The 12270-nt window shown below is 57.3% G+C and carries 11 protein-coding genes; 7 read left to right on the top strand and 4 right to left on the bottom strand.

Annotated elements, in window-relative coordinates; translation table 11 throughout:
• The first annotated feature begins 28 nt into the window (after positions 1–28).
• The 5 genes from AC26AR_RS11080 to AC26AR_RS11060 are packed head-to-tail and all read left to right on the top strand — an operon-like array spanning position 29 to position 5137.
• A complete protein-coding gene (locus AC26AR_RS11080; protein WP_488107034.1) occupies positions 29–1225 on the top strand; it encodes a hypothetical protein in 1197 nt (398 codons plus the stop codon).
• A gap of 2 nt (positions 1226–1227) precedes the next feature.
• Positions 1228–2382, top strand: a complete 1155-nt coding sequence (locus AC26AR_RS11075) for a LamG-like jellyroll fold domain-containing protein (protein WP_488107033.1) — start codon at positions 1228–1230, stop codon at positions 2380–2382.
• Positions 2379–2780 (top strand): hypothetical protein, encoded by a 402-nt coding sequence (locus AC26AR_RS11070; protein ID WP_488107032.1) that lies wholly within the window; start codon positions 2379–2381, stop codon positions 2778–2780. The genes AC26AR_RS11075 and AC26AR_RS11070 overlap by 4 nt, the downstream gene beginning before the upstream one ends.
• A gap of 8 nt (positions 2781–2788) precedes the next feature.
• Positions 2789–4873, top strand: coding sequence for a hypothetical protein (locus tag AC26AR_RS11065; RefSeq protein WP_488107031.1), 2085 nt, complete (start codon positions 2789–2791; stop codon positions 4871–4873).
• 42 nt (positions 4874–4915) lie between these two features.
• Positions 4916–5137: a hypothetical protein gene (locus AC26AR_RS11060; protein ID WP_488107030.1), complete on the top strand. Its 222-nt coding sequence runs from the start codon at positions 4916–4918 to the stop codon at positions 5135–5137.
• A gap of 24 nt (positions 5138–5161) precedes the next feature.
• Here the strand turns inward: AC26AR_RS11060 and AC26AR_RS11055 are convergent, their stop codons facing one another.
• The 3 genes from AC26AR_RS11055 to AC26AR_RS11045 all read right to left on the bottom strand — a co-directional run bounded on the left by AC26AR_RS11055 (position 5162) and on the right by AC26AR_RS11045 (position 9302).
• Positions 5162–6364: an anti-phage protein gene (locus AC26AR_RS11055; protein WP_488107029.1), complete on the bottom strand. Its 1203-nt coding sequence runs from the start codon at positions 6362–6364 to the stop codon at positions 5162–5164.
• On the bottom strand, positions 6324–7496 hold the full coding sequence (locus tag AC26AR_RS11050) for a nucleoid-associated anti-phage protein (protein WP_488107028.1): 1173 nt from the start codon (positions 7494–7496) through the stop codon (positions 6324–6326). Before AC26AR_RS11050 ends, AC26AR_RS11055 begins: the two co-directional genes overlap by 41 nt.
• 636 nt (positions 7497–8132) lie before the next feature.
• Entirely contained in the window at positions 8133–9302 is a 1170-nt protein-coding gene (locus tag AC26AR_RS11045) for a glycosyltransferase (protein WP_164850279.1), read from the bottom strand.
• 327 nt (positions 9303–9629) lie between these two features.
• Here AC26AR_RS11045 and AC26AR_RS11040 point away from each other — a divergent pair, with 327 nt between their 5' ends.
• Positions 9630–10487, top strand: a complete 858-nt coding sequence (locus tag AC26AR_RS11040) for a methyltransferase domain-containing protein (RefSeq protein ID WP_284729293.1) — start codon at positions 9630–9632, stop codon at positions 10485–10487.
• A 72-nt stretch (positions 10488–10559) separates the two neighbouring features.
• Positions 10560–11615 carry a methyltransferase gene (locus AC26AR_RS11035; protein ID WP_191237424.1) on the top strand — a complete coding sequence of 352 codons (1056 nt, stop codon included), beginning with the start codon at positions 10560–10562 and terminating at the stop codon, positions 11613–11615.
• A 45-nt stretch (positions 11616–11660) separates the two neighbouring features.
• On the opposite strand, the gene AC26AR_RS11030 is transcribed toward AC26AR_RS11035, so the two are convergent.
• Positions 11661–12200 carry a GreA/GreB family elongation factor gene (locus AC26AR_RS11030; RefSeq protein WP_404982994.1) on the bottom strand — a complete coding sequence of 180 codons (540 nt, stop codon included), beginning with the start codon at positions 12198–12200 and terminating at the stop codon, positions 11661–11663.
• Positions 12201–12270 lie beyond the last annotated feature (70 nt).

The raw sequence follows: 12270 nt of genomic DNA, 5'->3' as shown, positions 1-12270 counted from the left end.
GGCGGCCTTGTTTCTGGAGACGTTCAAGATGGCCGATTTTCCCGTGAAGTGGTTCAGCAGTGACATGGGCGGCAGTCCCGAGAATGGCGACCAATATGGCGCGCTGATCGAGCTGCTAAAAGCCTGCCTGGTGACCGGCTTCAATACCAAGCCTGTCGCCTCGCTGACGTATGACAGCGCCATCCAGCAAGCCACCGCGAGCGTGGGCAGTGGTCACGGCTATCTCAAATGGCAGGTGATCGCCATCAGTGGGGCAGATCAGGCTGGCTACAATGGCGAGCACCGCGTGACTGCCATTGGCAGCGACTGGGTGCGCTTCGCGCTTGATGCCGCGCCCGCTGCCACCGAGGCGACCGGCGAGCTGATCGAGATCAAGACGGCTCCCGTGGGCGGCTGGGAGCTGGTGGCCGAGGATGCCGAAACGTTCCGCGCAGCGTTCAAGCGCACTGATGCGCGAGCCACCGATCTGACGCTGATAGTGAGCAATGGTGATCGAAATCAATACGCTAGCAGCGCCAGTCCCTATAACCGCTTTGCATTGATGCAGTGGGTGACTGATTTTGTGGATTTGGATACTCACGGTGGCGAGACTGGTCATTTTTGGCCGTACTCAGACTATAACCTTGATGTGAGTCAAAGCTGGGTGTTTCTGGCGGATAGTCTCATGATGTTTTTTGCGCCGCGATTTGCGTCTACAGGTAAGCGCGGACTAGTCATGGCAGGCGATATTAACACTGTGCGCCCTGGTGACGCCTACCATGCACTTTTAGTTGGTATTTCGTCGTCTATTTCATGGGGGAATAATCAAAATTGTTACCCAAGGGTGCTTGATTATACAGATGACTTTGCGTGCTATCTAAGTCGTGCCAGCAGTCAGCTACCAGGTGAAGTCTCGGCCTCTCTACTGGGGATCGGCTACAAGATGAGTGATGTTATCGGCTATCCGAATGCCAGTGATAATGGCTTCTATATTTCGCTTGGCAGTATTATCGTGCGTGAGGGTGAGGCGGGATCAGACGCTGGTTTAAAAGCCAAGCAGTCTATTCGTGGTTACTTGCCTGGCGTGCTGGAGCCTCTGCATTATGCGGTGGGCTATGATCTCGCCATATTGGATAACTTGCCTGGTTTGGTTGGCGTGCCTGTGCTGGTGTTTGATGTTGCCGTGGATGAGCGAGGCACAACTGATGGCATGATCGCGTTTCGTCTGGACGATTGGAGGCAGTGACCATGAGCTACCGCGACACGGTACTGGCTGATGCCCCGTTGCTCTACTGGAAAATAGACGGCAGCGATACCGCTACCGACATCAGTGGCAATGGGCATGATGGCAGCGTGGTGGGTGATGGTTTTCGCTTTGATAATATTGCGAAGTGGGAGGGCTATTCGAGTGATCTAGCATTAGAGATGGATGGCAGCAGCTATATCACTGTGATGGACCTGGGTGATGCTATTGGCGATGACAGCCTGACTTTCGAGTTTATATATACCGAGTATCCAAGTAATCAAGCCTCTGCAAAGTGGGGCATCCATGATAGCGCCGGTGGTAATTTCCTTGCCTTTTGGGACGCCACGACATCAGCTAATCAGTGGAATCTTCCAAATACTAACGCTTTGCATGAGCAAATAGGTAATGAGCTTGAATCCTATGCGGGGAAGCGCTTGCATTTCATTGTTGTCTATGATCGAGATGCTAGCGTTATCCGCCTGTTCATCAATGGTGTACAGCTCGTTAATAATGACTATCCGCTGGCTACGGATACCCCCGCGTTTCCTGACAACCCTCGCTTTACTGTCGGCATGGAGTGGGACGGCAATAGTCCGTCCGACTTCGTGAAGGATGGAGCAGTAAAAGAAATCGCGTTATTTCGGGGCCGGCTCTCTGACGAGCGTATCGCCGCCCATTACGAGGCCAGTCTACCGCACCCGAGCAGCCGCACCGCTCGCAGCGGGATGCTAGAGCAGTTGGGTGGCTGGAATCCCAGCCCGCTACCGGTGCCGAATCCTCGCGCCATTGGTGTGAGTGGGCAAAGCGCTGTTATTGGGGTGCCGCACCAGCGTCGCTACCCCGTCCACCTCGATCAGATCGACGGCAGTGGTGCCAATGGCACGCCGACTGGCGGCGTCTCAGATCCGGACCGCATGGGCGTCATTGCCGGCACCGTGCTGGACATCCAGGCCCAGCCCGTCAGCCGGCGGGTGCGAGTGCATGAGCGCGCCACTGGCCGCATCGTGCGCGAGACGTGGAGCGATGCCGATGGCAAATACCGTTTCACGGACCTTGACCCGCGCCGCGCGTTCTACGTGATGGCCTTCGATCACACCCTGCAGCAAAACGCTGTCGTGTCAGACAATGTGCATTCTGAGGTGGAGGACAGTTCGTGATCAGCTTCTCGACAAGCGCGAAAAATGCACGCCTGGCGGCCATCGCCGGTGCGATTGATGCCGGCGATTCGCCGGCGTCATTCGTCGTGTACTCCGGCACCCGCCCATCACCTGGTGCTGCCGTCACCGATCAGGTGGCGCTGGCCACGCTGGAGGTACCCCAGCCATTCGCCGCCGATCTCTCTGGTGGCGTCCTGACGGGGGCAGCCTTCGAGGAGGTGATGGCCGATGCCGATGGCGAGGCCACCTGGTCGCGCCTGGTCGATGGCGAGGGTGCCTGGGTGATGGATCTGGATGTCGGCATCGAGGGATCAGGCGCTGACGTGACCATCAGCTCGACGACGATTTATCGAGGGATACTGACGCGGATCAGCCGCATGGTATTCGCTGAGGGCTAGGGGGCACCGTGAGAGAGATCAGGCTGCAGTTTGTCCAGGGGCTTGCACCCTGGAATGCGCGAGCGCTCGAGCTGCGCCTGGGTGGCGATCCTGGTTTGCTGCTGCTGTTCGCCGGTGACTATGTGCCGCCGGCGGGTGGCAATGTCGTGCTGGGCTTTGGGGGTGCCACTGAGGCGGTGGAGCTGCCGCGCGAGCTGGTGCTCGATGCTCAGCTGATGCCGCCATCCCTCGATGCTCGACTCGCCCAGGGTGGCGCTATCGAGATCGCGGCCAGCCTGGTGGTGCCAGTGGCCACCGTGCGTGCGCAGCTCGAGCTGATCCAGTCGCTTAGTCTGGAGGCGACCACGCCGCCGGTGACGGCAGAGATCCGCGTCGAGCATGGCGTCAGCCTTTCGCTGGTGGCCACGCTGGGTGCGCCGGCGGTGGTCGATGTCGCGCTGACCCGCGAGATCAATGTCTTTCGAGGGCCATCAGATAGTGCCGGTGCCCGTTTCGAGAACGCGGTCCCGCTCGAGGCTCAGGGCAGCACCCGCTGGGAGCCGCCGGCTCGCCCCTATGGGGCCACCGCGTCAGGCTTCGAGCAGGGCGCAACGCTCGCGGCCAGCCAGGGCGGCCAGTGGTCGGCACGCCCCCGCACCGATGCCATCAGTGGCTCGCGGTGGGAGCAGGCCGAGCGCATCCTGGGCACCCTCAGTGGCAGCCAGTGGCTGCAGCTGCCGCGTGTCCGCCACGGATCTCGGCCGGTATGGGAGCAGGGGCAGGGAATCGCCGCGGCACGCTCGAGCGGCTACCAGCACCCGCCCCGCAATGATGCCCGCCGGCGCTCGCGCTATGAGGAGGCCCGCACCCTCGAGCCGGTGACGATTGATGTGCCCTATCAGCAGGGGCGCACCACCGGCGACGATTGGCGCGTGCCCTGGGAGCAGGCCCGCCGGCCACCGCCTGGCATCGACTTGCCGCCAGATCCGCCTGAGCCGCCGGTGCTCGAGCCGGTGGAGGGCAGCACCACCCTGCAATTCTGCCACGCCATGCCGAGCGCCCCGTGGGTGCTGCAGTTCGGTCTGATGTGTGAGATACCCACTCCGACCATTCCCGTCAAAAGGCTCTATATCGTGCAAAACTCCGCGCGCCTGGTGCGCCTCTCCGATGGCCTGGAGCTGCCGGCCACCCAGATGACGCTCAGCATCGACGCTGACAGCTGGGCATGGTCATTCTCTGCTGGCCTGGCAGGGCGTGACGCTCAAGCGCTGGTGACTGGCACCGATGGCCAGCCGGTGGAGGTGATGGCCGAGATCAATGGCGAGCAGTGGCGGTGCCTAATGGATGGCTGGCGACGCTCTGAGAGCTGGCAGAGCCATAGCGTGACCATCAGCGGCCGCTCGCTCGCGGCGTACCTGGGCGCGCCCTACGCCACCGCGCGCAGCTACACCGAGGACAGCCAGGCCACCGCCTCGCAGCTCGCCCGTGCTGAGCTGCCAGAGGGCTGGTCACTGGATTGGCGCATGACTGACTGGGTGGTGCCCGCCGGCGCGTGGAGTTATGACAGCCTCGCGCCCATCGATGCCATCTCGCGGATCGCCCAGGCCGCCGGCGGCTATGTGCAGGCCCACCAGCAGGATCAGACCATCATCGTCGCGCCACGCTTCGAGGCAGCGCCCTGGCGCTGGTCTGAGGCCGAGGTCGATCTGGTGGTGCCGCGCGACATCATCACCCAGCTGGGCAGCGATCAGCAGCCAGGTGATGCCCGCAATGCCGTCTGGCTCCATGGCGGCACCGGCGGTATCCAGGCCCAGATCATCCGGCAGGGCACCGCAGGCGATCAGCTGGCACCCACCGTGGTGGATGCCCTGATCACCGATCAGGCACCGGCCCAGTCGCGCGGGATCGCTGAGCTGGCCGCAACCCTACGCCAGAGCACCGAGAGCCTGCAGATGCCCCTGGCGGCCTCTCTGGGCGGCCTGCTGCTGCCTGGCATGATGATCGAGTGCGATGGCTGGCGTGGTGTCTCGCGTGGCGTGAGCGTCAGCGCCAGCCTGCAGGGGCGTGCCCTGAGCGTGCGCCAGTCTATCGAGCTGCAGAGATTCCATCTGTGATGGCGTCGTGTGGTATCAGTTCAAGCAAAGGAGGGGGATAGCATGGCCAATCCATATCGCCGCCTGCTGGCGTTGCTGCCGACCACGCCGCGCCAGGTGGGCGAGGTGATCAGCGCCAGCGGCTCGCGCGTTCGCGTGGATCTGGTAGGGGGCGGGGTGCGCACCTGCCAGGGCGATGCCCAGGTGGGTGGCATGGTCTACGTGGAGGGGGACCAGATCACTGGCGTGGCGCCTAATTTATCGACAGTGATTATATACATATGAATGCTCTCTTAAGTTTATATGTCTTTATTTAGTGCTCAAGAAAGTGATTGTTGCATAAATTAACCCAAGCCAAAAAGTCACTCTTGCAAAAATATTAATTTTGCCGAGATTCTTTTTGGCTTTGCCAATTCGAGTGTTTAGTCGATCAGCATTTTCTCTTGCTAATGTTGATACTTCTCTACTATCAACCATGACTCCATACTTCTGGAATGATTTTTCTATTTGCCATTCTAGATCTTCAAAGGTTTCGTACATAATCTTGTTTGACATTATGACCATCTTTGTTGTGACCCATACCCCAGCAGTTATTAACAGTATAGTCCAGCTGCCATTAGATTTCACCAAAGCAGCAATAGCAATTATCGCACCTGGTATCGTTAGGGCCTTGTTTTGACTGTTGGTTACAAAGTCCATTATTTTAGAATTAAACTCTAGGCTCTTTTGGTCAACCTCATTCAGAAGTTTACTTGTTGAAAAGTTATGTACATATATTTCGTATTGATCTTTGTATTTGCTATGTAGGTTATAGGCATTCTTGAGTACCCATATAAAGTCTGAGTTTTCAGAGTGCCTTTCGTCTAATAGCGTAGTAATTGTTCTTCTAAGAACCTCTACTCTCTCTGAGGTGTGTACATCGTCATAGTTAATAATTTTATAGATTTCATCTATTGAATTTAAGTCTTTTGGCTTTGGGGTCAGCTCTTGAATATCACAGTAGTCTAGAGACATTAATACGCTTTTTTTTACACCTCCTTTCTCAGAGTTAACGAAGAATAAGGCCCTTTTGTCCGAAGCTATGTAGTGATCGCAAATTTGCTTGAGTATTATTTTTGTCTTAAAAGTAAGTTCTATTGCATCTAAAAGTCTACCTTTACACTTGTCTTGACTAGAGATTTTACTTGAGACTACATAATATAGCTCGGGAATAGTGTCAGTGTCTTCATTAGTAGTCCAGAAATCGTTTTCGTTTCTATAAATAGGTGGTAGAGTTTCCCATTTGTTAGCTCTTAATGAAAATAGAGATTTGTCATCACTATATTGGAGGTCGTCAAGATAGTTGGCTGATAAAAGGGCGCTCTTAAGCGCCTCTTTATCACTGAAGTTATCTAAGGATACAAAGTGTTTCGCCTCAATGGTTATAGTGCCAGTGAAGTTGGTGAGTAAGGTCACAATGGGGCTAAAGTTACTATTCCTCATTCTTGTCCTCCTCATACCTTCCGGTTGCACGAAAAATTTCTTTACGTTTTTCTCCACTTATAGGAAAGCAAATATAATCGCCGTCTGAAGAAATTTTAACTGGTTTATTGGAGCCCATTTCTCCAATTGAGTTCTCACTAACCTCCGCTTCATAACTTTTGTTTTCGTCACTTATTGTTATCTTTCCAATTTTTTTGGCATGATAGCTTGTTGGCTGAAACCACTCGCTAATCTGATATTCATTATCATGAGCAAAGTCTGAGTACGTGTTTTTATAAACGCTATTCTCAGGTAACAGTTGGTCTATTCTTCTTTGAATCGCATCTACGCTTAAAGGCTCTGAGTTAGTGCGTGAGTGTTGGATAAGAAGCGCTTTCACCCCATCTCTTATCTCTTCGGCTAATGTGAGATCGATTTTGTTGACTGCTATAAAGTCTCGAATGCTCCTATTTACTTCAGACACGCTTTTCTCATTATCTACTTTCTCATCACAACCCAGAGCTTCTTTAAAGAAAGCAGCTTTTGAGCTGCCTTCGATAAACTTTAGATAAGGGTCAGTATCTCGTGCAGCGGTGCTGACAGAGAAGAGGTTGATGTCGAATAAAGCAGCTTGTTTTAAAGCCCGTGTATCAATAGGCTCTAATCGCTCTGGTCTTAAATCATCGTCGAAGTTGAACATACTTTTCTTGTCAAGTAAAACAATTAGTATGCGACCAAGATCGCCATCTTCATGAGAGGTGTAATGCATTATTATAACATTGCCGCCTACTGTAGGGCTGGCATTAACTTCATCTGCAGCATGACCTAAACTGACAGCTAGGCCATTACTAAAGCTGAGGAATTCACTATCAATTTTTTTATTATTAGATGTGTAATACTTAGTCAGCTCTTTGGGTATAGAGCTTTTAGTTGACGAAAAATAACCATATCTTTTGCTTTTGTTGCGAAATCTTTTTTCAATTTCAACAATGAATTCAATTGCAATCGGGTTTGTTATGTCCCACAACTTCCCCGCATCTACTTTGAATAGTTTAGATTTCGAAGTGACGTCTTTTTTTAATAAATAAGTGATGGCTTTGAGAGGCTTTATTGGGTGTTTAGGTACGGGGGCATTTTGGCCAACGCTTCCATTTGAGCTAGTGTTATCCCTGTTACTTGCCATGATTACTTCCTTGTGTACTAAGTTTTTCTAAATAGTGTTATATAGGGGGATCAGGTGCAGAGCTTATGATAGAGGTTTTCACCAAATTAGACTAGTAGGCATAAGGTTCGGTGTATCTTGGCTGACACCAGAGGCAACCTACGTTAGTGGAGGTGCTATCTAGCGGGTAAGTGGTCCGGCTTTTGAGGTGATTTCGGATCAACTGGTGATCGAGGATCGTCAGTATATGGACGGAATTACCGATGATTCTAAAGGCGTGGCACAGCGCCGAGCTTTGTGTATGGCGCCATGTATGGTAGGGGTGGAAACATCCTCTTAAAGCCTATTGTGTCGGGCTTATACGACTCCTGCAGGGGGCGCCAGCCCTTCATTCATCCCCGCGTCATTCTTTCCTGAATCTCTCGTCACTCTCTGTACAGGGTGTCTTTCTGCTGTCTCTCGCTTGCCTGCCCTCTGGCTTCCGGGTCACGTCCTGCGCGCCCATGCGCCAGCAGCTTTCAGGGTGAGCCGGACCCCGGCTTGAGCAGCACGGCGCCTCATGCATGGCACGTCATTTATGATGCCCTGACCTGTTGCCCGGAGAATGGCAGTCGTGCCGGGCGGGGCAGGGCATCTCGTCATTCCATCGCGTTGTGTTCAGTCGCGATGTGCTGCCTCGGCATCCGTTGGCAGGGCCAGAAATTCCTGCATGATACGGGTGTCGCGGAAACGTTCGATCAACTCCGGATCCTCGGCGAGTGACGGCGGGTTCTCGAGCCCTTCGCGGATCTTGGCTGCCAGGCCTTCAATGCTGTTCTCGGAGATCAGCCGCGCCTGATCATGGATCAGCACATTGCGGACCCCACCGGGGACATCCGGCGCGACGCATGGCGTGCCGCAGCACATGCTTTCCACCAGCACGATTCCGAAGGCTTCACTGCGCGAGCTGAGAATGAACAGACGGGCATGCTTCATCCACGGGTAGGGATTGACCCGGCTGCCGATGAGATGGACCCGGTCGCCCACCCCGAGCTCGCGAATCAGGTTCTCCACACTCTCGCGCTTGGGCCCATCGCCGACGATGACCAGATCTTCCTCGATATCTGCGGCGAGATAGGCCTTGATCAGGACATCCTGACGCTTCACGTCCGACAGGCGACATACCTGCACGACATAGGGACGTGATGGCAGCTCCACGGGCTCATCCGCCATCTGCGCGATGGCATCGAGATCGCAGACGTTGCCGATGGTGGCGAGGCGTCGAGGCGTGACAGCGTGTTGCGAGAGCAGTCGCTCGAGTTGCTCGCGGACATTGTCGGTATTGCAGATGATCTGCTTGTCGGCGTACAGGCGCTTGAGCAGGAATTTCTGACGCCAGCCCTGGCGGATGTCACCGGGCCAGGACACGGTGACCTGCCACAGGCGCGGGTCCTTGAGTGACCAGACCGTCTCGAAGGCGCCCTGGCCGCGCATGATCACCCGATCGACGGGGCCATGGCGTGTTTCCAGGGTACGGATGAATCGCCGCAGGTAGGCGCCACCGTAATAGCCGCGCCAGACGAATCCAGAGCCCTTGATCAGAGGGTTGAGCACTGCGCGGGTGAAGAGGTCATACACCAGGCCAATGCCGGTCTTGCGGAATGCCTTGTCGAAGTCGATCTGGTGGACATGTACGCCCGGGTCCGGGATGAGTTCGAGTTCACCCTTGAGCACGAGCACATGCACCTCGTGACCTTCGCGGCACAGGACATTGGCCAGATTGACGGTGTTTCGCTGGATCCCGCCGATGTTGAGCTTGCGTACCACAAGCAGGACGCGTTGTTTCATGGTGGCCATCTGTCCGTAAAGATGTGGGATGAGCCATCAACTCCCAGCGGTGCCAGTGACGGAAGACTGCCGGGGATCCGGCGCTCGGTCTGAGGCAAGGGGAGCGGGATGAGCGGAGGGTGCCATGTTACGTGGATTCAATGAGCGGGGGAATGCCGCCTGCCCGGCCGGATGTCAGGGCTCTGCGCCGCAGTCTGCTTGCATTCTGGCTTTGATGGAGTAGCCTACCTGCCGCCTTGTCCCGCGCGGCGCCTTTTCGGCGTCTGCACTGCCGACTGTCGTCCAGTCGTGACCTCCGATTCCTTCACGTTCGAGATCCTGTCTGCCATGTCTGATGCTTCCAACCCGCCTGTCCGAGGGGAGTCCCGTGTCCGTCGTGCCACGGCGGATCGTCATTTCGATGGGCTGGCGGAAAAGTTCGAGCGCGGCTTCTATACCACCGAGCGTGGCAGGGTGCGTCTGGCGCTGACTCGCCAGTTGATGGAGGAGCGTTTCGCCCATCTGCCGGCCACCCAGGTGCTCGAGATCGGGGCCGGACTTGGTCAGATGGCGCACTGGTGGTTGTCGCGTGGCCATCAGCTGACGCTGGTCGAGCCTTCCGGTGAGATGCGTGAGCGCGCCATGCAGCGACTGTCCTCTCCAGAGGAGGATGCGGCCCCGCTGACGCAGGCCACCCTGACAGAGCGCCTGACCTGGGATGGACGTGATCTGCAGGGGTTCGCCGCCGCGGCCCACCGACAATGGCCGGTGGTGGTCTGCCATGCCGTTCTTGAATGGCTGGTCTCTCCGCGTGAAGGGTTTCTGCTGTTGGCACAGCTGCTGGCACCGGGTGGCGTGATGTCATTGAGCGTCTTCAATCGCGACGCGCTGGCATTCTCCAACGTCACCAAGGGCAACTTCGACAAGGTGCTGGACGGGCGGTTGGCCGGATGGGGGACGGGCAAGCGTCTGACGCCCATCTCGCCGCTGCGTGATGTCGAGATTCGCCAGTGGGCCGAGGAGGCCGGGCTTGAGGTGCGCGAGCTGACAGGGCTGCGAGTCTTCCATGATTATCTGCGCTCGCGCGACCCGCTGAGTGAGGGGGACATGCAGAAACTGCTGGCCCTCGAGTGCCAGCACTGGCGCACGCCCCCCTTCGTCCATCTCGGACGCTATCTGCACTATGAGCTGGTGCGCCCTGCCTGAGGTGTCACGGCGCAGGCTTCTGCGCCGTCTTGCTGTTCATCATCTGCCGTTTCCTATCTTTTCGGAGTCTTCATGTCTGCTCAAACCCCCGCCTGCCAGTTGCTTGAACGCCAGGACAGTGATTTCCGTGATTGGCTGTGGGTCGCTGCACCGCGTGATGACTGGTGGCTGTCATCGGACCGCCAGCGGCGTGTCTGGGGGCATGACACCGGCATCGTGAATGCCGCGCGGGAGGCCGGGCACCGGGTCAGCCATGCGGTGGCCTTTGCCGAAGCCCGCGCGGATACCACGATTGGCGAGGCGGCGGGTGCCTTGCTGTTCTGGCCCAAGGCGCATGCGCTGGGCGAGTGGTGGCTGGTGGCGCTGTGCCATGTATTGCCGGCAGGTACGCCGATCAAGGTGGTGGGCGAGGTCAACGGTGGCATCAAGCGCGCTGAGCGCATCCTCAAGGCACTGGGAATGACGGCCCGCAAGGACGATACCGCGCGTCGTTGCCAGCTGTGGTCATCCGCCACGCGTGAGTTGACGGCCGAACAGGCCGCCAGCAGTGAATCGCCACTGGCAGTGGCTGGAGAATGGACAGAAGGCTGGGGCGAATTCGAGGCGCTGGAGCTGCGCCTGACCAGCCATCCGGGCCTTTACGGCAATGCCAAGCTGGACCCGGGTACCGCGCTGCTGCTGGAGAACCTGCCGACCCGTGGCTACAAGCGGGCGCTGGATATCGGGGCGGGCGACGGCATCATCAGCTGCTGGCTGGCGCGTCACGGTGCGCGCGTGATGGCAGGCGATGTCAGTGCCTTCGCGGTGGAGGCGACCCGTCGCAGTCTGGCGCTCAACGGGCTTGAGGCGGACGTACGCCTGAGCGATGTCTTCGCGGCGTTCGAGGGCGAGCGGTTCGAGGCCATCGTGGCCAATCCGCCGTTCCATCATGAGCGCGATATCGATTACGGACCGGCGGCGCGTCTGATCAGCCAGGCGCCGGATCACCTGGTGCCGGGCGGTACCCTGACGCTGGTGGCCAATGCCTTCCTGCCCTATCCGGATCTGTTGCAGGCGGCCTTCGGCGAATTCGAGGTGCTGGCCGAAACGCGCCAGTTCAAGGTCTATCGTGCACGCAAGGCGCGCTGATCCTCTGTGGACTGATTCCCTGCGACCTGATGCCGAGCCCGCCGCTTACGCCTCCGGCGACTGATAGCGGATGGCCGTGATGATGTAGGTCGTCTCGCCGCCCGGCGCTGCCACGCTCACGTCATCATCCAGCCCCTTGCCCAGCAGTGCCCGGGCGAGGGGGGCATCGACGCTGATCCAGCGGCGAGCGTTGTCGGTCTCATCAGGGCCGACGATGCGTATCTCCATCTCCTCTCCCTGTTCATCCTCCAGCGTCACGAAGGCCGCGAAATACACGCGCTCCAGATCCGCGGGCAGGCGGTCGATGATGGTCAGTTCATCCAGACGCTTTTCCAGATAGGCGATCTTGGCGATGGTCTGATTCAGTGCCTTCTTGTTGTAGGTGTAATCCGCATTCTCGCTGCGATCCCCCATGGCGGCGGCTTCGCCCGTCTTGCGCGACAGCTCCGGTCGCCTGACGCGCCTCAGGTGGTCGGCCAGCGCCTTCATCTTCGCGTGGCCCTGCGGGGTGATCACGTTGCTCTTCTTTTCCTGACGCGGATCGGTCTTGGGATCGCGCCAGCGCGTCATGTTACGACCTTGCATGTCTTTCTCCACAGCCTGCGAAAATGAAGGGCAAGCGCCCGCAAAGGGCGCTGTCTTGCGTTGAGGCCTG

This window comes from Cobetia sp. PS-4MA (assembly GCF_057670765.1).
Note: the sequence above shows the minus strand (reverse complement) of the source record. Positions and strands in the feature narration are given on the sequence as shown.